At 38.9% G+C, this 23,072-nt stretch carries 18 protein-coding genes; 8 read left to right on the top strand and 10 right to left on the bottom strand.

The features are described 5' to 3' along the window. The first annotated feature begins 21 nt into the window (after positions 1–21). The 4 genes from B5G52_RS16570 to B5G52_RS16555 all read left to right on the top strand — a co-directional run bounded on the left by B5G52_RS16570 (position 22) and on the right by B5G52_RS16555 (position 6,181). Positions 22–1,494, top strand: coding sequence for an N-6 DNA methylase (locus B5G52_RS16570; protein ID WP_087533760.1), 1,473 nt, complete (start codon positions 22–24; stop codon positions 1,492–1,494). Beyond that, complete coding sequence (locus B5G52_RS16565; protein ID WP_087533759.1) at positions 1,494–3,332, top strand: restriction endonuclease subunit S; 1,839 nt, start codon at positions 1,494–1,496, stop codon at positions 3,330–3,332. The genes B5G52_RS16570 and B5G52_RS16565 overlap by 1 nt, the downstream gene beginning before the upstream one ends. Before the next feature lie 74 nt (positions 3,333–3,406). After that, on the top strand, positions 3,407–5,230 hold the full coding sequence (locus tag B5G52_RS16560) for a hypothetical protein (protein ID WP_087533758.1): 1,824 nt from the start codon (positions 3,407–3,409) through the stop codon (positions 5,228–5,230). Positions 5,231–5,326: 96 nt separating this feature from the next. Further along, positions 5,327–6,181: a hypothetical protein gene (locus B5G52_RS16555; protein ID WP_087533757.1), complete on the top strand. Its 855-nt coding sequence runs from the start codon at positions 5,327–5,329 to the stop codon at positions 6,179–6,181. A 224-nt stretch (positions 6,182–6,405) separates the two neighbouring features. On the opposite strand, the gene B5G52_RS16550 is transcribed toward B5G52_RS16555, so the two are convergent. The 5 genes from B5G52_RS16550 to B5G52_RS16530 all read right to left on the bottom strand — a co-directional run bounded on the left by B5G52_RS16550 (position 6,406) and on the right by B5G52_RS16530 (position 12,970). Beyond that, entirely contained in the window at positions 6,406–7,302 is an 897-nt protein-coding gene (locus B5G52_RS16550; RefSeq protein ID WP_087533756.1) for a type II toxin-antitoxin system RelE/ParE family toxin, read from the bottom strand. Position 7,303: 1 nt separating this feature from the next. Continuing rightward, the gene (locus B5G52_RS16545) at positions 7,304–8,371 is read right to left on the bottom strand and encodes a DUF3696 domain-containing protein (RefSeq protein WP_087533755.1); all 1,068 of its coding nucleotides are present in this window, start codon (positions 8,369–8,371) and stop codon (positions 7,304–7,306) included. Then, complete coding sequence (locus tag B5G52_RS16540) at positions 8,368–9,582, bottom strand: DUF262 domain-containing protein (RefSeq protein ID WP_087533754.1); 1,215 nt, start codon at positions 9,580–9,582, stop codon at positions 8,368–8,370. The genes B5G52_RS16545 and B5G52_RS16540 overlap by 4 nt, the downstream gene beginning before the upstream one ends. Positions 9,583–10,668: 1,086 nt before the next feature. Continuing rightward, complete coding sequence (locus B5G52_RS16535; RefSeq protein WP_087533753.1) at positions 10,669–12,117, bottom strand: dihydrolipoyl dehydrogenase; 1,449 nt, start codon at positions 12,115–12,117, stop codon at positions 10,669–10,671. Positions 12,118–12,241: 124 nt separating this feature from the next. Continuing rightward, positions 12,242–12,970 (bottom strand): glutathione peroxidase, encoded by a 729-nt coding sequence (locus B5G52_RS16530; protein ID WP_087533752.1) that lies wholly within the window; start codon positions 12,968–12,970, stop codon positions 12,242–12,244. A gap of 114 nt (positions 12,971–13,084) precedes the next feature. Here B5G52_RS16530 and B5G52_RS16525 point away from each other — a divergent pair, with 114 nt between their 5' ends. Beyond that, positions 13,085–13,987 carry a LysR substrate-binding domain-containing protein gene (locus tag B5G52_RS16525; protein WP_087533804.1) on the top strand — a complete coding sequence of 301 codons (903 nt, stop codon included), beginning with the start codon at positions 13,085–13,087 and terminating at the stop codon, positions 13,985–13,987. On the opposite strand, the gene B5G52_RS16520 is transcribed toward B5G52_RS16525, so the two are convergent. Further along, positions 13,971–15,161 (bottom strand): flagellar assembly protein T N-terminal domain-containing protein, encoded by a 1,191-nt coding sequence (locus B5G52_RS16520; protein WP_087533751.1) that lies wholly within the window; start codon positions 15,159–15,161, stop codon positions 13,971–13,973. The two genes, B5G52_RS16525 and B5G52_RS16520, sit on opposite strands and share 17 nt — an antisense overlap. Positions 15,162–15,320: 159 nt before the next feature. Here B5G52_RS16520 and B5G52_RS16515 point away from each other — a divergent pair, with 159 nt between their 5' ends. The 3 genes from B5G52_RS16515 (at position 15,321) to B5G52_RS16505 (ending at position 18,594) form a co-directional block, all read left to right on the top strand. Continuing rightward, the gene (locus B5G52_RS16515) at positions 15,321–15,773 is read left to right on the top strand and encodes an LPP20 family lipoprotein (protein ID WP_087533750.1); all 453 of its coding nucleotides are present in this window, start codon (positions 15,321–15,323) and stop codon (positions 15,771–15,773) included. Positions 15,774–15,892: 119 nt separating this feature from the next. After that, on the top strand, positions 15,893–16,606 hold the full coding sequence (locus B5G52_RS16510) for a transglutaminase-like cysteine peptidase (protein ID WP_087533803.1): 714 nt from the start codon (positions 15,893–15,895) through the stop codon (positions 16,604–16,606). Further along, positions 16,606–18,594: a LapD/MoxY N-terminal periplasmic domain-containing protein gene (locus B5G52_RS16505; protein WP_087533749.1), complete on the top strand. Its 1,989-nt coding sequence runs from the start codon at positions 16,606–16,608 to the stop codon at positions 18,592–18,594. Before B5G52_RS16510 ends, B5G52_RS16505 begins: the two co-directional genes overlap by 1 nt. 20 nt (positions 18,595–18,614) lie before the next feature. Here the strand turns inward: B5G52_RS16505 and B5G52_RS16500 are convergent, their stop codons facing one another. The 4 genes from B5G52_RS16500 to B5G52_RS22220 form a co-directional block, all read right to left on the bottom strand. Next, entirely contained in the window at positions 18,615–19,202 is a 588-nt protein-coding gene (locus tag B5G52_RS16500) for a response regulator transcription factor (protein ID WP_087533748.1), read from the bottom strand. Positions 19,203–19,233: 31 nt separating this feature from the next. Continuing rightward, a complete protein-coding gene (locus B5G52_RS16495; protein ID WP_087533747.1) occupies positions 19,234–20,655 on the bottom strand; it encodes an HlyD family type I secretion periplasmic adaptor subunit in 1,422 nt (473 codons plus the stop codon). Beyond that, entirely contained in the window at positions 20,652–22,790 is a 2,139-nt protein-coding gene (locus B5G52_RS16490; protein ID WP_087533746.1) for a type I secretion system permease/ATPase, read from the bottom strand. Before B5G52_RS16490 ends, B5G52_RS16495 begins: the two co-directional genes overlap by 4 nt. A gap of 46 nt (positions 22,791–22,836) precedes the next feature. Further along, a partial coding sequence (locus B5G52_RS22220) for an OmpA family protein (RefSeq protein WP_369679936.1) occupies positions 22,837–23,072 on the bottom strand: 236 nt, incomplete at its 5' end.

The following is a 23,072-nucleotide window of genomic DNA, read 5'->3' as shown; positions in this document are numbered from 1 at the left end:
ATAATCAAACAAGAGAATACTATGTCTATCAGTTCAGCTATTAAATCAATTCAAGATATTATGCGTAAAGATGCCGGTGTCGATGGCGACGCACAACGCCTTGGTCAAATGTCGTGGTTACTATTTTTAAAAGTATTCGACGCGCAAGAAGAAGAACTAGAGCTTGAACTAGACGACTACCGCGAGCCAATCCCAGAGCAATTTTTATGGCGCAATTGGGCGGCCGATAACGAAGGCATAACCGGCGATGAGCTTTTAGAGTTTGTAAACGATAAGCTGTTTATTGAACTTAAAAATCTAACCGTACCCATAGATAAAAACCCACGCGGCTATGTAGTAAAAGAGGCATTTAGTGATGCTTTTAACTATATGAAAAATGGCACTCTCCTACGCCAGGTGATTAATAAACTAAACGAAATAGACTTTACCGACTCAAAAGAGCGCCACTTATTTGGCGATCTGTACGAGCAAATACTAAAAGACTTACAAAGCGCAGGTAACGCGGGCGAATTTTACACCCCGCGCGCTATCACTAAATTTATAGTGGCAGTAACCGACCCAAAACTAGGCGAGTCAATCATGGACCCTGCTTGTGGTACTGGTGGCTTTTTAGCGTGTGCGTTCGACCATGTAAAAGCAAACTATGTTAAATCGGGCGACGACCACCAAATACTTCAAAAGCAAATACACGGCGTAGAGAAAAAACAACTCCCGCACTTACTGTGTACTACCAACATGATGCTTCACGGCATTGAGGTACCGGTACAAGTTAAACACGGCAATACCCTAAATAAACCGCTTTCAAGCTGGGATGACCAAGTAGATGTAATCATCACCAACCCACCATTTGGCGGCACTGAAGAAGACGGCATAGAAAAAAACTTCCCAAGCGACATGCAAACTCGTGAAACAGCCGACTTGTTCTTACAGCTCATTATAGAAGTGCTCAACACTAAAGGGCGCGCTGCGGTAGTATTGCCAGACGGCACCTTGTTTGGTGAAGGCGTAAAAACCAAAATTAAAAAGCTACTGGTAGAGGAATGTAACTTACATACCATAATACGCTTACCCAATGGCGTGTTTAACCCGTATACCGGTATTAAAACCAACATACTATTCTTTACCAAAGGTACGCCAACAAAAGACGTGTGGTTTTACGAGCACCCATACCCAACAGGCGTTAAAAACTACAACAAAACCAAACCAATGAAGTTTGAAGAGTTCAAAACGGAGCTCGAATGGTGGGGCAACGAAGCAGATGGCTTTGCCTGCCGTACTGAAACCGAGCAAGCATGGAAAGTATCAATCGACGATATTATTGCTCGTAACTACAACCTCGACATTAAAAACCCGCATGTAGGCGAGGTAATAAGCCACGACCCACAAGCGCTATTAGCCGACTATTCAAAGCAACAAGTAGACATACAAGCACTGCGTGACCAGCTTAAAGGCATATTGTCAGCGGCCCTATCAAAAGATACTGAGGGCAAGTAATGGCTAAGTCAAAAACACCAAGCAAAAACGCAGAGCAGCTAATAACCGAACATCTTGATATTTGGACGACGGCCATCGAGCAAAAGTCGTCAGCAGGTCGAGGCTCATCTAAAAAGTTTTCGCTTCATGGCATTAAAAAACTCCGCGAGCTTATTTTAGATCTTGCAGTGCGTGGCAAATTAGTGCCACAAGATCCAAACGACGAACCGGCGTCAGTATTATTAGAACGTATAGCTGCTGAAAAAGCGCAATTGGTTAAAGATAAAAAAATTAAGAAGCAAAGTTTAGTTAAGGAGATGGAGGGAGTACCTGAAACTGATATAGATCTCCCTGAAGGATGGTGTTTAGCATATATTCCACAAATTATTGCACATGAAGATTATGCGATTAAGCGGGGGCCATTTGGTAGTGCTTTGAAAAAGGCATACTTTGTTGAAAGTGGATACAAAGTTTATGAGCAACAGCATGCGATTAATGATGATTTCTTCCGCGGAGAATATTATATTGATTTGGATAAGTTTGAGGAACTTAAAGCATTTGAAGTAAAGCCTAATGATTTAATTATTAGTTGCTCAGGTACCGTCGGTAAAGTTGCGATTGCTCCACCAAATATGGAGCGAGGTATCATTAATCAAGCTTTATTAAAAATAGCTCTGAATAATAATGCGCTAACGAATGAGTATTTTAAAATCTTATTTCCAGCCTTCTACATGATGACTGATACACTTTCTGATTTAAAAGGTACAGCTCAAAAAAACATGGTTTCGGTGGATACATTAAAAAAAGAGCCTTTTCCATATCCACCACTGGAAGAACAACAACGCATAGTCGCCAAAGTAGATGAGTTAATGGGCTTGTGTGATGCGCTTGAGGCACAAACTGAAAATAGTATTACGGCACACCAAACATTAGTTGAAGTGCTGTTAGAGGCCTTGCTGAAAGCACCAGAGCAAGGAGCAACGCCCGAACAAACCGCTCAACAATTCCAACAAAACTGGCAACGCTTAAGCGAACACTTCGACACGCTATTCACCACCACCGCTAGCATCGACACGCTAAAACAAACCATTTTACAACTCGCAGTAATGGGCAAGCTCGTCCCACAAAACCCAAATGACGAACCCGCCACCAAACTCCTAGAGCGCATAGCAGCAGAAAAAGCCCAATTGATTAAAGACAAAAAAATCAAAAAGCAAAAACCACTGCCAGAAATTACAGACGAAGAAAAACCGTTTGAGTTACCTGATGGGTGGGAATGGGTTAGATTGGGGGATATTTATAGATTCCTTAACGGTTTTGCTTTCAAAAGTGAATGGTTTCAAGAGCAAGGTATTAAGTTATTAAGAAATATCAATATCGCGCATGGTGATACTAAATGGTATGAAAAAGCATGCCTATCAGAGGCAATGGCTGATGAATATAGCAAATTTCAACTAGAGGCGGGCGATATTGTAATTTCGTTAGATCGTCCGATTATAAATACTGGTTTAAAATATGCTGTTATTCAGCCGAAAGATTTACCATGTTTGTTACTTCAGCGAGTTGCTAAATTTCATAGTTTTGCGGATATAGTCACACCAGCTTTTTTATCAAGGTGGCTTGAGTCGGACTTGTTCATGAGTTCAATTGATCCTGGCAGAAGTAACGGGGTGCCGCATATATCAACGAAACAATTAGAAATGATGGCATTCCCTTTATGCTCTACAAAGGAACAACAACTTATAATTGCAAGAGTTGATGAACTAATTACACTATGCGATCAACTTAAAGCCCGTTTAACCGACGCACAAACGACTAAACTTCACCTCACCGATGCTATAGTCGAACAGGCGTTGTAAGTACAATATTTAAAAGTGAGTTTACATAGACTCACTTACATTATTACGCATTAAATAATGGAAGTTAAAAAGTAATGAATACAAACGTAATTAAAAAGATAGAAACATTAATGACTGAGCACATGCAAAGTGCGACTCGAAAACAGCTCGAAAACCACGCCGAATTGTATGAGCGTAGTGAAAGCTACTTAGACGATAAAAATCATAAAATAGCGTTTATTGGTAATGTTGGTGCTGGTAAAACAACATCAATTTGTCATTTGCTTGGATTAGTGAGCAATGGCACGCCTGTATTAAGTACTGGCTCAGGTAGAACTACATTGTGTGAAGTTCATTTAAAGCATAGCCAACAAGCTATGATTGATGTTGAACCTTATACAAACGATGAGGTACAAAGTTTTTTACTGGATTTTGCTTTATATTTAAAATCAGATAACAGTGATGCTGATCAGGAAGGTTTTAAATTAAGCGCTGAGGTTGAGCGTGCTATTCGTAATATGCTTGATCTGAAAATAGAGCGTAAAAAGGTTGATGGTAAACGTATTGCCACTGACTTTGCGAAAGTGTTTGCAAGAGACTTTAGTCGTGATGAGTTAATTAATGAGTTTAATAGAATTATTAAGCTAGAAAAACGTACTCAAACGCGTTTTGAAAATGATGGCTCAGAGCCTAACTTAGAATGGTTAAACAATACATTTAAACAAATAAATAGTGCGACTCAACCTAATGTTAGTTTGGCTAAAAAAATAACCCTTTACGTACCTGAGCTCAATATTAATAGCGGCGATTTTACACTTACGTTTGTTGATACAAAGGGAGTTGACCAGACAGTTAACAGAGTTGATTTAGACCAATGTTTAACAGATGACCGAACGCTAAGTGTTTTCTGTACTCGCTTCAATGATGCGCCAGATCAAACCTGCTCACGAATGATAGATAGCGCGATTCAAGCGGGTTTAAAATCTCGCATAAATTCAGAATCAGCATTACTTGTTTTAGACCGCGCTGGTGAAGCTGAAGATGTTATGGATTATGAAGAAGCGGTAGGTGATAAAGAAGATGGTCGTGATATTAAAGCCGATCAAATTAGTAGTGAGCTTTCACAAAAGTTTGCTGTAAATAAACTTGATATTGAATTTTTTGATGCGAAACAGGACAAGCCAACTGGCTTACTTAGGCTGCTAATTGATAAAGTCTCAGCATTACGTGAACACCACCAAGCGCGTCTAGCCGAAATTAGTAATTCAGTTAATGAGATCGAACTCGAGTTGAAATCAGAGTCAGCAGAGCTTGCAAAACGACAAGTAAAAATGACTTTGGAGCCTTGGTTAAAAAAGTCTCGAGGCTCTACACCTACGCTAAACGAGTTTTTCTTACCTTTGGTAAAAACAATTAGCGCAAAAGGGACGTATGCCGCCAGTGTTAGGGCTAGTGTGAATAGAAGTGGTGATTGGCATAATCTAGATTATTATCAAGAAATAGCATCGGGAGCACGTGCCCAATGCGTAAATAAAATTTACCCAGTTAAAAGCGATTTAAACACTTTGATCGAGAATATGCTTGCTCAAAATGAACTACAGCCAGCACACTCTTTACTTAAACAACTTAGAAATACAACAGATATACGTATAGATGAAATAGCACAGCTAGCTTTATCAAGAGGTCGTTCAGCTTATGAAAGCACGATGAAAACAGATAAGGTGCTTTGGAGTGTTTTATATAGAGAGTGGGGGCAGGGAGCTGGCTATAAAGACAGAGTATCTCAAAAAACTCATGATTGGTTTAAAGGGAATGATTATTCTCGCTATGAGTTCGAAGTTACGCGCGCCTTAGTAACCAAGTGGGAAAAGTATTTAGAAGAGATTGAACATTTAATAGGTTCTAATTTGGCCAGTTAATGTGATTTAAAACGATAGATGTGCTGATAAAGCATTTTAATATAAAAACTCTTCGTAATTGTTACTTAGAGATTGAACTACAAATAAAGGAATATAATGAAACATATAACCGTTTCAATTTTACTATTAGCATTAGCCGGTTGTGGAGGTAGTAGTGAAGGCGAATCAGTAAATAGTTCAGTACCCGATAACAGCAGTGGTACTGTTGACTCAGGAAGTGAATTTAATCCTGGAGGGATGCCAAGTAATCCGAGTGAAGTTTCATTTGCTAAGAAAAATGAAATTAACGTTGATGCTTTCGAGAATTATTTTACTATTAATTTAGAAAAAGACTCGAAAGTTTACATATCAGCATTGCTTGAACTTGGAATGAAGACACTCGATAAAACTAGATGTCGAAGTAGTACAGTTGAAGAGAGTGGGTTTATAACAGTTGATAGTACTGGTGTTGCTTGTGATCACCGAGTTGTACTTGATTTAAAAGCTGGGCAACATTCTATTAATTTTGAATATCCAAGATCTAATTATGGTTATTTTACAATAGATACTGTTGCGAATAATCAGAGGACTATTTTAACTGAAAATGGTGTTGGTGGTTTACCAAGTACACCTAGAAAAATAAGCTTTACTGAAAATAATGAAATTAATAGAGATCTTAATAATAATTACTTTGCATATGAAGGTAAGGCGGGTGATAAGTTATTCTTAAACTCGTATTTGCAAGAGTCTATACCAGTCTTGATGTTGACTAGGTGTAGAAGTGGTGCTGGGGAAAATAGTAGTGCTATTGGATTTAGCATTAACGAAGGGCCCTATAGCTGTACAGAAAATATTGAATATGAATTACCGGAAGATGGTAGCTACTTATTCCATGTATTTTATATGGCTCCATCCGATGTAACTTACCCTGTTCCAGGGTATTTTAGAGCCGATGTTCAGTACGCTCAGTAAAGTAATTTAAAAAACTTTATTTATTTTAGTCCTGGGTGTTTCAAAAGTTACAAAAAATATTTTTGTTACACCCTATGTTACACGTATTGCATTTTATTAATGTATAATTATTATTTATCATATGCTTATAAGTCCTGCTTGGTGGTTGCAGGGACTACCAATAAAATCAATAGGTTACAGTTTTAATCCTTGCTTATCATCTTTCTGTATAGCACATATGTAGCTCAAACTGCGTATGTTTTGATAAATATATCTTCAGCTTGTTGTATATTTTGTTTGTATCCTTCATTGTCCGATTTTTTTATGAAACCTACTAAGAGGATATTCTTATCATTGTAAGTTCTATAAAGCATCCTAATCGCTCCTCCTGAAAAGGCACTGAACCTGACTTCCCATAGGCCTGGTGTTCCAACAATTGATTTAAACAGCGGCTCATTGCCTCTGAAGTTTCTTTCATTGCAGTAGCTTAACTTCTTGTAGACAATATTTTTGTTTTCGATATTTAATTCAGAAAACCATTTTAGGACTTCATTAGATATTAATGCTGTAGAACAAGCCGTATTTAATTGTAGTGAGTTATATATTTCATACAAAAGGCTACCATGCGCTTTTGTAGAAATATTATCAATGATACAAGTATTATGATTGTATTCACCGTTCTGTGTTTTATTAAACTCTAATTGATGATTATTCCATTCTGGAGAAGTGTTCAAGCTTAAGAGTTTTGCACTTAGATGATCAGATATACTAAAGACATCAGAAAATTGATATATACCTTGGTTGGGTAGAAAATATGTGAAGTTGCCAATTTCATCCAATTCATTATCATTAAAAAAATCTAAGGCGGGAGATTTATCTTCTATTTCTAATAAAACTGATAAGAGGTCAAATTCGCTTTGAGCCTCAAGGTAAGCTAAGAAGTCATTATATGTAAACCCCTCACAAAGCACTAATTCATGTAAACATAAATCTTTTAAAGCATCTAAATAAAAAATGACTCTATCGTTATCTTCTATAAATAATTCCAATACGCCCTGAAGAGCATCGCCAAACAGCTCAACTGCTAACTGTTCAGAATCTGCTGGAAAGCTATTTGTATTAATACAAAGCAAATGATCCATATTACTTCCTTGCTAATTTAGCTCTTACTTTCATTGATTGATCAAAAAAACCATTAGGCCAAAAGTTTAGCTTCCCGTTTTCGTCCATCTTGGGAGTTTGAATCGTTGTTTCAGATTTTGTATTTTCTTTAGATAGGTAATGAAAAACCACATCAGAGTGTGAAACATGTTTCTCTTTGCAGGCAAGTCTAATGCCATCCATCAAATGGTCGCTATGAGTTTCAATTATCATCTGTATGCCGTGAGATGCGGCAATACCTAGTAAAACCCCCATAGCAGTTTGACCTTTGGGGTGAAGGTGGGTTTCAGGATTTTCAATTATAATGATAGTATTATTTTTTCTTAATTTATCCCACTTATCACCCCAGTCATCATCCCATCCCTGCAGTGGTTTTTCAGCTATATGTCCTAAAATTGTAGTAATTATAGGAAGAGCATTACTTATTCCAAAGCCAACATTTTTAGGTCGGAACTCATCGAATGTAGCTTGTGATATATCAACCTTGGGATTTAGTTTATATTGAAATTCTACATTAGGAGATATTTCAGATAACCATCCTTTTATAGCTAAAGGAAGTGTATCTCCCTCACCATTTTCATGCTGAATCGATTCTGGAACTATTGAAAGTGATAGCTTGTCAATAAACTCATATACATATTCACCTCTATCGCCTATGGTAGGAAAGCTTAAACTATTACTTAGAGGCAAATAAGTCTGGGGGCCAAGTCTATCAGCTGATATAAAAGATAATATAGGTTTTTTATTAGGAGCTTCTTGCTTTGATTCATCTTCATGAAGTATGAGTTTATCATCTGATTTATCAACAAAGCATAGCTTTATCTCTATTGGTTCGTTTGGGTTTGCGAACTTTGATCTTAGTTCCTTTAAAGAACCATAACCCTCTAGTAAAGGTGATCTATTTTTGCATGCTTTTTCATACATTCTTAGTGATTGTATAATTGAACTTTTCCCACAATTGTTTAAACCAGAAAGAATTGTCAACGGTTTAAGTGGTAATTTTAAATCAACAAAAGATTTAAAATTTACTAGGTTTAATGTTTCAATCATAACACTTCCAAATATTTGTTAACTAAGCTATTGAAAGTGTTATACCGAAAGTTAACACCTCTAACAGCTTGTGAAGCATGTCTACTAATAGAGTTAATTAAATCGTCATTCAATAGTTTTTGCTTATAGTCCCTGTTGAATTCAATTTTATTTTTTAGTAGCTTATTAAAGTCCTCTTCAGAAAGTTTACATAAAATGTTTGACCAACATTCGAAGAGAGCTTTATTCACAGGAGTCTTTTTATCATCATGAATTGTAGACTTTCTAAAAGCATGCTCACCAAATAATCTTTTAGCTCTATACATTGCTAATTCAAAGTTATACCTAATTTCATCAGTGGAATTTGTTTTTATTACTGGGATCTGGCTTTCAGGAAATAATTTTATGAGTTTACGTTCTTCAAGCTCTGGAAATAAATTAATTACTCTCATAGCATCACTAAGCCATTTATCTAGGCTAGCTTTATAATCAACCTTATCAAATATATAAAATGCGACAAAGCGAAGGATTAGCTCTCTTGTTGCCATCCTTTTATCGTTTATTTTTGAGTTAATGGCGTCGATAAAATACTGACTCCCCATTAATTGTTTTAGCAACTCAGTTGAAGTTCCTTGATATAACGCATGCCTTATTTCTTGGCTTGTTAAAGGTAGTCCACCAGTGTTGATTCTTTTGAAAATATTGCGTTTTACATCTTCAGGTGTTCCGGGGTTAATAACAGTAAACCTTAACTCCGTTTCCATTATAGTATTTAGTACTCTTTGACACTTTGGATCTTCTTCCATTTGCGCAAATGTCATTGCACCAAATTTCTTTTGTAGAAACTCTAGCTTTTGTAACTTTAATGGCAAACCAGTCTGTGGACTTAAAAGTAAGAAATCTCTAATTGTAGATAATCTTTGTAGACCATCGACTACCTCCCATTCGCCTTGCTCATTTGCAGATACATAAAACATTGGCAAAGGGATTTTAAGCATAATAGATTCTATCAGCTGACTTTTACGAGTTTCATCCCAAACTTCGTTTCTCTGAAAGTCGGGCGATAAGCGAATAGAGCCTTGTTTCAACCTTCTCTTAATTGCATCCATAGATACAACTTTCTGTTCGATAGATATTTTTTCTGGATCAAAGGGCTCAAGTATTTCTTCTTCAAACTCCTCTTCAAAATCATCATCTGTTAGTCGAGGAGCATCAATATTTGTATTTTCCAAGAGAAATCCCTATTACTTAAGTCATTTTTTATATTCTATACAAATTTTATAATAATAGAACCTTAACAAGATACCACAATTAATATAGGCTCAAACTAAAGTACAGTTATTCACAGAACTCCAAGTAAGATCTTTCTTGCCATTCTGGCAAAGTGTTGTGGTCAACTAATTCCGGACAGTGAATTAAAGGTTATTTTGGTTTTGTGCTGGTGTTTGATATGAGCTAAAGCTCAATAGGTAGCTTTAGCTATTTGAAATGTTGTGTTTAATTACAGCGTTATTTAAAAGTGATAGCTTTAGCTCTTTTTTTAGATAGTAGGGAGCTTTAGCTAACTCGTTTCAGCTTTAGGTTATGCTTTTTCTACCTTCCATGAATAGTTCCTTGTGATTATAGCTTTACCAGCAAACCTTTTACTTTGAGAATGAGTTCACCATCGTAATAGCTTTGCAAACACTCACCAGTTTCCTCAACGATGTTTAATTGGTGTGTAATTTGATGGGTCTATCTTTTAGCTTTGTGTGTAAACCACCCATAGCGAGTATGTAGCCTTTCCAATCGCTGTTGTCAGCAGCAAAACGAGCTTGTACTAATAAATATTACAATTTTGATTGGTCTAAGCCTTGGGTTTGCTAAACTCTAAATATTCACACTTTAGATGTTAAAATATCATCTAAGATAAACTAGTTGGTTACCCATACATCCCCTGCAACCCTTTTTCTCAGAGTCTCAGAGTCTCAGAGTCTCAGAGTCTCAGGGGGAAAATCCTGACTTCAGACATCTTAATTTCGATTAACGCGTTATCAGTAATTAACCTGAGTTAACTCTTTTAATTTTAGTGTGATATCTATCTTCACATTGATTGTTTTACACTTTATCGCGCGAATAAAACCCGCAGCAGGGTTTGCATGTGCCAACAGGAGTTGTTCATCAATTATGTAATTATGGCGACGTTGATCTTGAGTTTATTGTTACTTCAACACCGCCAAGTCATGGTGATAAAGTGATCATTTAACCCAAAGTACATGATAATAAAAAAGGAAACCGAGGCTTCCTTTGTTGTGTGCGTATTTGTTTAAGCGCTTGGTTTAAGCGCCTGGGCCACATTCCATACAGTGGTTTATGATATCTGGGCCAAATTTTAGTTTAGCGTTTAAATCACGAAGGGCGGTACGCAGGCCTTCTTCAATCACTGGGTGATAAAATGGCATATCAAGCATTTGTGGTACGGTCATTTTGTTTTGTACTGCCCATGCTAGTAAATGGGCTATATGCTCGGCTTGTGGGCCGATAAACTCAGCGCCAATAAATAAGCCAGTCCCTTGCTCTGCGTATACTCGCATATGGCCTTTGTTTTTTAGCATTACACGGCTGCGGCCTTGGTTTTCAAAGCTGACTTCGCCGGCTTCAAAACAACCGCATTCACCTAAACGCTCTGTTATTTGTTTGTAGCTTTCGCCTACCATCGCGATTTGTGGGTCACTAAATACCGCTGCAATAGAAGCACGACGTAAGCCGTTTCGCACATCTGGGAAGCGTCCTGCGTTTTGCCCAGCAATGGTGCCTTGGTCACTTGCTTCGTGTAATAGAGGGATCATATTACTGGCATCCCCGGCGATAAATATGTTTGAATCGCCACATTGCATAGTGTGTTTATCGGCAATTGGTACGCCTCGTTCATCTAGCTCAATCCCTGTGTTTTCAAGTCCGAGTTTGTCGGTATTCGGTATGCGGCCGGTAGCGGCGAGTACAAAATCAAATTGTTCGGTTTGCTTGTCGCCGTTTTTGTCAACATAAGTAAGTTGCGCTTTATCGTCGACTTTTTGCATATCAGACACATTTGAGTCGGTATCCACAAAAAATTCTTCTGCAAATACAGTGTTGGCGTAATCTTTAATGACAGGGTCGGTAATAGGGCCTATAGCGCCACCCACACCAAATAGCTTTACCTTAACACCTAAACGGTGCAAAGCTTGGCCAATTTCAAGGCCAATAACGCCGGGGCCAAACACGGCAACAGATTCTGGCAAGTCTTGCCAATCGAACACGTCGTCATTAATTATTAATTTATCGCCAAAGTTATTAAATACGCCAGGGTAAGCAGGACGTGAGCCCGTTGCGATAACAAAGCGTTTTGCATTAATAATTGTGTGGTCGTCAATTTGAACGCGGTTGGCATCGAGAAACTTTGCATAGCCACGAATTTTATCTTCACTTGGAATTTCATCTACGGCCTCAACCACAAAGCCTACAAAGCGGTCGCGTTCATTGCGCACCCGTGCCATTACTTCAACACCATTAATGGTAGGTTTTGAACTATGTACACCAAATGCCGGTGCTGTTTCGATTGAATGAGCGGCTTCAGCGGCTGCAATCAATAATTTACTAGGCATACAGCCAACACGCGCACAGGTAGTGCCGTATGGGCCTGCTTCAATCATTAATACGTTTGGTGTGTGTTGTTTTGCGTTACGGTATGCACTTAGGCCGGCAGTGCCTGCACCAATTACAACAACATCAGTGTTTAGTTCTTTCATGGTGATGTCCTCAATACCAATTTTATTAAAAAACTGGTTTTAAATAAGTTAATAAAATGGGTACGTAAAAAGGTAAAAGTAGGGGCATTAATGCCCCTAATCATGTGCTTAAAGGATTACTTAATTAAGCAAAGTATTTTTCTAAATCGTCAGAGCCACCAATGTGCGTTCCGCCAATAAATACTTGTGGTACGGTTTCACGGCCTGAGATGGCTTTAAGGCTTGTTAAAGATGCACCTGCACCCATGGTGATTTCCTCAAACACTAAGCCTTTTTCTTCTAGTAACGCTTTTGCTTTACTACAGAATGGGCAACCAGGTTTAGTAAATATGCTTACTGCTTGTGGCTTTACTTGCTCAGGATTGATGTAATCAAGCATAGTGTCTGCGTCTGATACTTCAAACGGGTCGCCTGGTAAATCTGGCTCGATGAACATTTTGTCAATCACGCCGTCTTTAACCAGCATTGAATAGCGCCAGCTGCGTTTGCCAAAGCCTAGGTCATTTTTATCTACTAGCATGCCCATGCCGTCTGTAAATTCACCGTTACCATCTGGTAGTAAGGTAATGTTTTGTGCTTCTTGGTTTTGAGCCCAAGCGTTCATTACAAAAGTATCGTTTACTGATAAACATACGATGTCATCAACACCATTTTGCTTAAGTACACCTGCTAACTCGTTGTAGCGTGGTAAATGAGTTGATGAACACGTTGGTGTAAATGCACCTGGTAGTGAAAATACAACAACAGTTTTGCCTTTAAAAATGTCGTCTGATGTTACTGATTTCCACTCATCATTTACGCGAGTTGCGAATGTAACTTGTGGAATTGTTTGACCTTCAATATTGTTTAACATGTTTTTTAGTTCCTCTTGATTTGTTGATAGCCATTATGTCGTGAAACTTGTAATAGCTCCAATCGTTTATTTGTATTACCATGATAGGTATTACCTATTATGTTTGAGCTTACTATGAATTTAAAAGATCTTGAATATGTAAAAGCAGTTGCCCACTTTAAACATTTTCGTAAAGCGGCAGACGCTTGTTATGTTAGTCAGCCAACGTTGAGTGGCCAAATTAAAAAGCTAGAACAAGAATTGGGCGTTACATTATTTGACCGTTCTACTAAGCAAGTTACTTTAACTATGCAAGGTGAACGTTTGTTGACACAGATAAAGTTAGTGTTAGAGCAAACCCAAATACTAAAAGAGCTAGCGGCAACATCGAGCGCCCCATTACAGGGTAGGGTAAAAATAGGTATTATCCCAACTATTGCGCCGTATTTATTACCTACTTTACTTACCTCAATGAAAGAAGCCTTTGCTGATAGTCAGTTTGCCTTTGTTGAAATGCAAACCAGCACTATTCTAGCGGCACTTGATAATGGTGAGCTAGACATTGCAATACTAGCAGATGTGTCTGAACTTAAGCTTTATCATACAGTTAATATATATAAAGAAGACTTTTTAGTGGCCTTGTCAACGCAAAATAAACTTGCTCAGCGTAGTAAGGTCGCGTTAGATGAGTTAAAAACGTGTAGCTTATTAATGCTCAGCGATGGGCATTGTTTTAAAGATCAGGCTCAGCGTTTTTGCTTTGCGGCAGGTGTAGATGTATCGAATGAGTATCAAGGTAATAGTTTAGAAACGTTATTAGCCTTGGTTGCCATGGACGATGGGGTCACTTTTGTGCCTAAGCTTGCAGCAGCTGAGCGTGACGGAATTAAGTATTTGCCTATATTTCCAACTCAGCAGCGCAGCGTGGTGTTAGCATCTCGTAAGCATTATCCGCACTTAGCGGGTGTTGAGTTGTTGGCAAAGTGGCTAAGTGAGCACCCTAGTTTACGTAAACAATTAACTAAAGCGATTGTTTAGCAAGCTCTACAATGTCGTTAATCTGAATATTTGGTAAAGGTTGTTTATCAACACTCATGGTTACAGCGCTTTGTTGATACACCTGTTCAACTTGCACTTGGTTAAGTGTGATAATGAAATTAGGCATTTTATTACCCGCAGCATCGGTTAGGTAATTATGATGGGCAATATTTAATATTTGCCCTTTTTCAAGGCCGTGTGCTTTACCAAGGTTAATGATTAGTTTGTCGTTTTCAATATGTAATATCTTACCTTGGGTTTCAAGGCATGCCATGGCTGCTTGTAGGTCATAGCTGAGGGTTTGGTTTATATCAACAATGGTTTGCCCGTAGTCTGAGCCCCAAAACTTTTCGCTATATACATCAATTAAATCAGTTTTTTCAAATGGCCAAATACCTTGACCACGATAGTTCTTTTGCCAGAGTCGTTCGTAGGTGATGCCATCAAATAATACAAAATCAACATTGTATGCGCGCTTATAGGTTTCATCTTGCCAAAAAGCGTAGCTATTATTGAGTTTATCACTATTTGATATATCAACTATTTGACTCAGTAATACATATTGTGAATTACTACGAGAGGCAATTTCTTCAAGTAGAGCGTTGCTGTAATCGTATTGTTGAGTAAAAAACTCACTTACACGAATAGGGTAGTTAAAATAAGCGGTAGGGCGCGTACTTATTGGTGATTCGTTTAACGTGTTATACAGGTTTTCGCTAGTGGCTTTATTGATGTCAAAAATTTGACCCATTCTAGCTTGTTCACGGTGTTTAAGTTGGGTTTGCGTAATTGCAACAAACTTGTTGAAGTTGCTGGCCGGGCACTGCTCTTGCTCTGGAAAAATATCTAAACGTAGGGTGATTGCAAATTGATCGCCGTGCCTGTCTTCGCTGATCATTTCAATTTTTTGTATTTCACCATGGCTGTTTATTTTTAGCTGATCTTGGGTAAGTACGCCATCTACAAGGGTTTGCATTGAACTAACGCGGGCCCCTGAAAACACCAGTGCTTGAGTTATGGCATCTTTTATAGCGACAGATTTAGCTTTGGCTATATCATTATTTTTAATGCTGGCATGGCCGGTAGATTCAAACCATTGTGCATTTACACAGGGACTTACGCTCAATGCAAGCCAAGTCGCAGCTGTAACAACGCATGTTAATAGTTTTTTCATCGTAAGATCCCACGCCAAAATATTGGTTAATTACCTTTAATATGCATGTATTACGCAAGGACTATACCAATTGTTTTAAATACGAGAGTAAAGCAAGAACATGGCATTGATCATGCATTCATTGCGACTATTAAACCATTTACTTTAACGTGAGCTCCTATGCGTATAGTCCTTTTTATTTTAGCAACTTTAAGTTTATCTGGTTGCAGTAGCATTTTTGATAAACATGTTGAATATAAATATATAGAGCCTGATAGTTACCCAGTACTTAAGGCGATAGGCTACGCCCCAATCAGTGCCCAACCAGGCGATAACGAGTCACAGCGTTCGTTAATGGCGTTAAAAGCGTCAAAGCTTGAAGCGTATCGTGAGCTTGCAGAGCAAGTATATGGGCAAAAAATTACCGCTGGCACAACGGTGCAAGGCAGTATTGCGCAAAACGATCAATTACAAAGCCAAGTACAAGGCGTCATTAAAGGCGCGCAAGTAGTAAAAAGCTACCCTGTTGGCGACAGCTACGCAACGGAGCTTAGGCTTGATATGAAACGCGTACATGATTTATACATAGGTGAGATCAAACCAAGAGAAGTGAAAAAAGTTACTTACTACTAAGCAAAATATCTCATATTTACCTGTGGGTGCTATGCTTGATTTAACAATTCTTTTTGATCGAAAGCTGTGATACGACAAGGTAACAATTACTTTTTATTAATTATGCAATGGCCAAGCCTATGTACGCTTTTATAAAGCGAGCTCGTGTTTGGTCGACGGGCTACCAAGGCTATATATGGCGTGGGTTATTGTTAGTTTTACTCGCTAATAGCTTGGTTTTTGCTGCTCGCCTACCTATCCAGTTCAATGTTTTTTTTCAGCAAATGAATCAACAGTTTGGTCCTACAAGACTGCCAGTAGCACGAAGCTGGCAAACCATGTTAGTGCAAACTCAAAACAAATCAGAACAACAAAAAATTTTAATTGTGAACGATTTTTTTGCTCGCAACCTGCGTTACCGCACCGACATCCAACTGTGGCAACAAAAAGATTACTGGGCGACTCCACTTGAAACGCTAGGTAAAGGTTTAGGTGATTGTGAAGATTATGCCATTGCTAAATATATTAGCCTCAGAGCACTGGGTATTGATGATAATAAATTGCGACTTATTTATGTAAAAGCACAAATAGGTGGCCCACGTTCAAACAGATCGCAGGCTCACATGGTATTAGGTTACTTTGTGACGCCTAATGCTCAGCCGATGATTTTAGATAGTTTAATTACCAAGGTATTACCTGCGGCAAAACGCACAGATTTAAGCCCTGTATTTAGCTTTAATAGCCAAGGATTGTGGGCGAACAATTCAACTAAAAGTGTTGCAAATCCGACTGCGCGATTGTCGCGCTGGCGTCGGATATTAGAGCAAACACAAAGAGAAGGAGTTATGTGGTAATGGCATTATTTTCCTTATTTAAGCGTAATAAAAAAAGTAGTATCACGCTTCGTCAAGAGCTCTGGTTTGCCATTCTTATGGTGATATTAGTAGGGTTTATTAGCAGCTTGTTAATAAGTACTTACTCGGCAAAGGACTATTTTTCGTCTCAGTTGTATTTAAAAAACGTGGATAACGCGAACAGTTTAGCCTTAATGGTGAGTCAGTTAGATAAAGATCCTGTGAGCTTAGAATTGCTTATTTCGGCAACTTTTGATACGGGCCATTACCAACGCATTGAATTACAAAACCCTGCTGGGGAGGTGATTGTAAAACGCGAGTTTTCTGGTGATTTTGATACTTCAACACCAGATTGGTTTCATCATCTTTATCACTTAAATGTAGCGCCGGGGGTGTCTCAGATTAATGATGGTTGGAGCCAGTTTGGTACTGTGTATTTAGAAAGTCATAGTCAATATACTGAACAGGCACTATGGCAAAGTGCGGTAAGGTTGTTCTTTAGTTTTTTAATTGTCGCGATTGTCGCATGTATTGCAAGTAGCTATTTTCTGTCAAAAATACTACGTCCACTTGATGATGTAGTGTATCAAGCAAATGAACTGGGTAATAAGCGTTTTATAAAATCAAAAGTGCCAAATACTTATGAGTTTGCTCGTCTTGTTAGCTCAATGAACCTGCTATCTGCTCGTTTTAGTAAAATTATAAAAGAAGATAATAAGCGTCTTGAAGAGTTTAGATTTAAAAGCCAACATGATGAATTAACTGGCTTGGCCAATCGGGAGTATTTTTCTGCCACTTTAGAAGCTCATTTAAAACAGTCTGAAGATCATGCTCATGGCGCTTTATTTTTATTTCGAGTAATGAATCTTGATCAGATAAGTGAACAGCTTGGCCGTGTTGAAATGGTTAATTTTGTAAGGCGTTTTACTAAGACCTTGATCCTGTTTTTAGAAGAAAATGAAGATCGTTTCTCTGAAAACCATATTGCCCGTATGTCCCATACAGATTTTACGGTGTTATTTACCGATGTTGAAGATTTACAATTGCTTAGTGATCGGGTTTTACGGCTGCACAAAACATTAGTATCTGAATATCAGAGTGTTGATTTAGCTCTGCCTCACAGTTGCACATTTATTGAGAGTAAAGATACTCGCTTTACTTTATTAAAGCGCGTTGATGACTTACTCAAAATCGCATCAAGTGATAAATCAACACAAGCTAAATTTACCGATAATAAAAACAAAAATGAGTTATTTGATAGTGCTGATAGCTGGCGTTCAGCTATTGAAAAAGCATTAGATAACGATGATCTCGATGTTATGCTTTACCCTGTTACCAGTTTTAGCGGTAAGTTATTACACAACCAACTAACCTTGAACTTATTGTTAAACGGCGAACTTTATCGCTCGGGCTTTTATTACCAGTGGGCTAAGCGATTAAAATTACTGGCGCGATTAGATTGGGGGATCATTAAATATTTAGTGAGGGTGTTTGATGAACGTGAAGATTTAAAGCTTATATCAGTGGAAATATCCGAAGAAACGCTATTAGATGATAGCGCGCTCGCCGCTATTCTGACTTACTTGTTAGCATTTCCTAATTTAGCTAAACATATTTGTTTTGATGTAAAAGAGAGTATTGCGGTAGCTGAACTGGCTGTATTTAGAGACTTTTGCGGGCAGGTGAACAGTATGGGGGCTAAAGTCTCACTAAAACGGGTTGGTTCTGCGTTCACTAAACTTGATAAATTACAAGAGCTTGGCCTTGAAATGATAAAAATAGACAGTATCTATGGTCACAATATTAGTTATAGCCAAGATAACCAAACTTTCTTAAGAGGAATGTGTGCAATGGCTCATTCGCTTGGTATTAAGGTGATTGCAGAAGGTGTGAGTAATCCTGATGATTTAGCTATGCTTCAGTCTCTTGGTTTTGACGGTGTGGTTTCGCAACCTGTTGATGCGGCGGGTATGGAACGTAAAAAGTAAACCTAATCATAGCTTGCCTGTCAACCCCCTTTAACCGCGAGCATAAGGTGCATTCTGTCGCGTACCTTGAGCTTATTAAACACAGAACTCATATGCTCTTTGACTGTGCGTTCAGTTATGTTTAGTTGATTGGCCACTTGTTTATTAGTGGCACCAGTTACCACAATGTCTACAACCTGACGCTCTCTTTTTGTTAGGCTGTCTAGGTCGCAATCATGTTTATAATTAACAGGCTGATTTGATAGTGCGCCAACTAAATTAGACAGTAACTGACCTGGAAGCCATATACCACCACTGAGAATGGTGTCGGCAACTTGCTCAATGATTATTTGACTGGCAAAGGCTTCAATATAGCCCCTAGCACCCATCTGCAAAGCAGCCCCGAGCTCATTAATATCTAACTCTCTGGCCATGACGATTACCGGAATACGGTTTTGGCTGTATTTTTTAACTAATTCTAACCATTGAGGTATACCAGCTAATATCCAGATCACACTATCAGCAGTGATATGCTTTGGCGCTATATGTTTTATCGCACAATCAGGGTAAGCATTTTTCCAATGAGGAGAAGTCAGTTCTTTCTCGCTAATAAATAGGTGTAATCGCATTTTTACTCCAGATTTAGAATGTCAGGCTGACTTAGCGTTCAGTCATAGCTAATGAAGTAGCCCGTAAAACAGGTTTGAGTAAGTATTCTAAAACGGTTTTTTTGCCCGTAATGATGTCAACCTGAGTAGTCATACCAGGAATAATGGTTAGGTCGTCGGCAAATTGGTTTTTATTGGTTTTTAATTGCACCAAGTAAAAGGTGTTGTCACGTTCATCTGTGATTGTATCAGCGCTGATCTGCATAACTTGGGCATTGAGACCACCGTAAATGGCAAAATCATATGCACTAAATTTTATCATTGCCGCTTGGCCAGGGCGCAAAAATGCGATGTCTTTAGGGGGGATTTTAGCTTCTACAATTAATTGGTCATCAAGGGGGACTATTTCTAGTACTTCACTGCCGGGTTGTAAAATTCCGCCAACAGTGTTGACCATTAAGCGTTGTACAGTGCCATTTACTGGGGATTTTATTTCAGTCTGAGTTACTTTATCTGCGAGTCCTGACTCGGTTTCTTTTATCGACTCAAGGCGCAGTAGTGCTTCTGATAATTCGTTATTCCAACGATTTATCATGACCAGCTCAACCTCAGTTACTTTATTTTTAGCTTCATTAATCGCAGATAAACTGCGATTTATTACTGCTTTCGTTCTACTTATTTCGCCTTTTAGCTCAACGGCTTGTCGCTCTAAACGAATGATGTCTATATCAGACACTGCGCCCGACTTTAATAGTGGGCGGGTCACTTGTAACTCACGATAGATTAACCTTAGAGCGTCAGTATGTTGCTTAAGTGCGGCTTGCGCTTCAATATGATCTTGACGACGTTGTTCTAACTGGCGTTTATGAATAGTGACTTGTTGGTCTAGCTCTTCTTTGTTACTGAGATATAGCGCTTCCTCATGGATCACAGCGTTGGGAGAGTCCGCTTTTAATTGCTCGTCGAAAGTTAACGGCTGCTTTTGGGTTAGCGCTTTTAATCTTGCTACTTTGGCACTGAGAGATTGTACTTTAGACTGGTTTTCACGAAAACTTGATATATATCGGGTTGGGTCTATTTTAATTAATACATCGCCAACGTTTACTATTTGCCCTTCGCGTACATTAATTTGTTCAACCATACCGCCATCATAAGATTGAATCAGCTGTAACTTATTCGAAGGGATAACTCGGCCCTCACCACGAGCTACTTCATCTAAACTTGCAAATGCAGACCAAACAATCAATAGCAGTATACTTAAACAAATTAAGTACAGCAGTAGCCGTGCCCGCGCGGGTTGTTGTTGCATTTTTTCCCATTGCGCATCGACCACCCAATCTTGGCTGTTAGGTGGTGATAACCAGTTTTTAAATAAACCATTAAATATGGAAGGTTTGCGACCTTTTGATGCTTCAATAGCACGACCCATCGATTCAAATGAACGTTGTTCTAGAGGTGGTTTTTTGTCACTCATGAAGCACGCTCCACAGGTCTGTTATTTAATGATGCGATAACTTTGTCTTTAGGGCCATCTGCAACTATTTTACCGTTGTCTAATACAATCACCCGATCAACAAGTTCCAGTAGAGAGGTTCTATGTGTAACAACTATAAGGGTTTTTTCCGCACTGTGTTGTTTCAGGTTTGCGATAATTCTTGCTTCGCTGGCATGATCCAACGCAGAGGTTGGTTCATCCAAAATAAGTATTGGTGGATCATTTATAAGCGCTCTTGCGATACCTACGGCTTGGCGTTGGCCACCAGATAATAACCGGCCTTGTTCGCCGACCTGTAAATCAAAGCCGTCAGGGTGGGAGTTAATTAAATCAAATAGCTGGCTTTGTTCGCATGCAGAGATAATTTGCTCGTCTCTAGCATGCCAAGCACTTAAAGTTATATTGTCTTTTAAGGTGCCATAGAACAAAGAAACGGTTTGCGGTACGTAGCCAATATTGTGGCGTAATTCAGCTGGGTCTATTTGGTGGATATCCGTATTATCCACAGCTATCGATCCGGCGGTTGGTTCGTATAATCCTAAAATAAGTTTTTCTAAGGTACTTTTACCTGAGCCATTACGCCCTAAAATAGCTACTTTTTCACCTGCTTTTATACTTAAATTTATTCCTGAGAGTGCGTCATTACTTTCATCAGAATATTTAAAGCGTACATCTTTAAATTGAATATCGCCTCTTAAAACAGGGTGGCTCAACCAATGCTTTCCCGGTGGACGTTCTACTTCATGTTCCATAATTTCATTGAGTGAATGCATTGCGATTGCCGCATGATGAAATTGGGCCAAAACGGCGGCAGATTGCCCGATAGGGCCCATTGCCCTCGATGACAATAAGTAAGCTGCAATTAAGCCGCCTTGAGTGAGATCGCCGTTAATTACTAAATGAACACCGATGATCATAATGATCACTCCCACTGATTGCTGCACCCATGCTGCGGTTGTTGAAATAGATCCTGATATAAGCCTACTTTGTGCGTTTACACGGGCAATAAAAATGGTCGATTTTTCCCAGATAGACTGGGTTTTACATTCGCTATGAAAGCTTTTCACGTCTTCAATATTGGTGATGCTTTCAACCAAGGTTGCATTTCGCATTGAGCTGGCTTTCATGGTTTGCTCTGAAAGTGCTTCTAATTTTCGGTGTGCTGCTAACGCGTAAAAGAGTAGTAGCAAAGCACCAACGATAATAGGAATGCTCAGGGGGACGCCGATTATCGCAATAACGGTGATGTATAAAAGTACAAACGGAAGGTCCACCAAGGCGATTAACGTAACTGAGCTAAAAAAGCTTCTTACAGCTTCAAATGATTGAATATTACTTGCAAATGATCCTGCTGAGGTCGGCCTGTTTTTTAACTTCATGCCGAGTACACGCTCCATGATCACCGCCGATACTTTGACATCAATTCTGCTGGCAGCAAGTTCGACAAAATAGCTTCGTACTAGGCGCAGAGCAAAGTCAGCTGTGAGGGCGATTAAAACACCAATTGCTAATACCCATAATGTTTCAACTGCTTGATTTGGCACAACTCGGTCGTATACGTTCATTACAAATAATGGCATGGCAACAGACAATAACCCGAGGGCAACAGCTGATATAATCACGTCTTTATAAAGTGATCGACACTCTTTTATGACACCCCAAAACCAACCATCTTTAGAGAGCTTTTGTAAGACCGGCGAACGAGCGTCGAAGGCAAACTCGGGTTGTGCATAGATAATAATATCAGTGGTGTTTTGACTTAGCTCTTCAATACTTATGTGTACTGCTGAGTCACTCAATTCAGGGTAAATTACCTCTACCATTGCAGTATCTGTGTCTACAGAGGTCACAACGCAAGCTTGATTATCGCTAAGTAATAATATAGCGGGTAATAACGCAGCGTTTATTTTAACAAGTGGTTTATTAACCACTTTTGTTTTAAAACCTATACGCTTTGCAGCCCTCGAAAAACCTGACGGAGTGAGGTTGCCTTGCTCAAGGGGTAAGCCGCTTAATAAAGTTTCACGGGAGAACTCGCGACCATGGCAATGGCATAAAATTGCAAGGCAATCTACCAACACGCCACCATGGCTTGTTACATCATCTATTTCCATGTAATGACCAACGTTGTAATTCAGTTTGCAGAACTAATTAACTTAATTAGAATCCATTGCTTGCAGCTAAACTGCCGCTAGTATCTGTTATGATGGCCTCTATGCGCCGGTTAGCAGCATTTGCACGTACAGATATTTCCTGTATTTTTGGCAGATCAGTTCCGTACCCCAAAGATTTAACTCTGCTTGGGCTAATACCGTATTGCTGAGTGAGTATTTGTGCAACCGAAAAGGCTCGTCTTTCAGAGAGTTTATACCAAACACATTTAATTGATGATCTAT

Origin of the sequence: Pseudoalteromonas sp. A601 (assembly GCF_002165575.1) — a bacterium.
Classification (GTDB): Bacteria; Pseudomonadota; Gammaproteobacteria; order Enterobacterales; family Alteromonadaceae; genus Pseudoalteromonas.
Note: the sequence above shows the minus strand (reverse complement) of the source record. Positions and strands in the feature narration are given on the sequence as shown.

What these genes read in the sequence shown, in the direction of transcription:
- B5G52_RS16570 (WP_087533760.1), top strand. Translation starts at nt 22, where the DNA reads ATGTCTATCAGTTCAGCTATTAAATCAATTCAAGATATTATGCGTAAA.
- B5G52_RS16565 (WP_087533759.1), top strand. Translation starts at nt 1,494, where the DNA reads ATGGCTAAGTCAAAAACACCAAGCAAAAACGCAGAGCAGCTAATAACC.
- B5G52_RS16560 (WP_087533758.1), top strand. Translation starts at nt 3,407, where the DNA reads ATGAATACAAACGTAATTAAAAAGATAGAAACATTAATGACTGAGCAC.
- B5G52_RS16555 (WP_087533757.1), top strand. Translation starts at nt 5,327, where the DNA reads ATGAAACATATAACCGTTTCAATTTTACTATTAGCATTAGCCGGTTGT.
- B5G52_RS16550 (WP_087533756.1), bottom strand. Translation starts at nt 7,302, where the DNA reads ATGGATCATTTGCTTTGTATTAATACAAATAGCTTTCCAGCAGATTCT.
- B5G52_RS16545 (WP_087533755.1), bottom strand. Translation starts at nt 8,371, where the DNA reads ATGATTGAAACATTAAACCTAGTAAATTTTAAATCTTTTGTTGATTTA.
- B5G52_RS16535 (WP_087533753.1), bottom strand. Translation starts at nt 12,117, where the DNA reads ATGAAAGAACTAAACACTGATGTTGTTGTAATTGGTGCAGGCACTGCC.
- B5G52_RS16530 (WP_087533752.1), bottom strand. Translation starts at nt 12,970, where the DNA reads ATGTTAAACAATATTGAAGGTCAAACAATTCCACAAGTTACATTCGCA.
- B5G52_RS16525 (WP_087533804.1), top strand. Translation starts at nt 13,085, where the DNA reads ATGAATTTAAAAGATCTTGAATATGTAAAAGCAGTTGCCCACTTTAAA.
- B5G52_RS16520 (WP_087533751.1), bottom strand. Translation starts at nt 15,161, where the DNA reads ATGAAAAAACTATTAACATGCGTTGTTACAGCTGCGACTTGGCTTGCA.
- B5G52_RS16515 (WP_087533750.1), top strand. Translation starts at nt 15,321, where the DNA reads ATGCGTATAGTCCTTTTTATTTTAGCAACTTTAAGTTTATCTGGTTGC.
- B5G52_RS16510 (WP_087533803.1), top strand. Translation starts at nt 15,893, where the DNA reads ATGTACGCTTTTATAAAGCGAGCTCGTGTTTGGTCGACGGGCTACCAA.
- B5G52_RS16505 (WP_087533749.1), top strand. Translation starts at nt 16,606, where the DNA reads ATGGCATTATTTTCCTTATTTAAGCGTAATAAAAAAAGTAGTATCACG.
- B5G52_RS16500 (WP_087533748.1), bottom strand. Translation starts at nt 19,202, where the DNA reads ATGCGATTACACCTATTTATTAGCGAGAAAGAACTGACTTCTCCTCAT.
- B5G52_RS16495 (WP_087533747.1), bottom strand. Translation starts at nt 20,655, where the DNA reads ATGAGTGACAAAAAACCACCTCTAGAACAACGTTCATTTGAATCGATG.
- B5G52_RS16490 (WP_087533746.1), bottom strand. Translation starts at nt 22,790, where the DNA reads ATGGAAATAGATGATGTAACAAGCCATGGTGGCGTGTTGGTAGATTGC.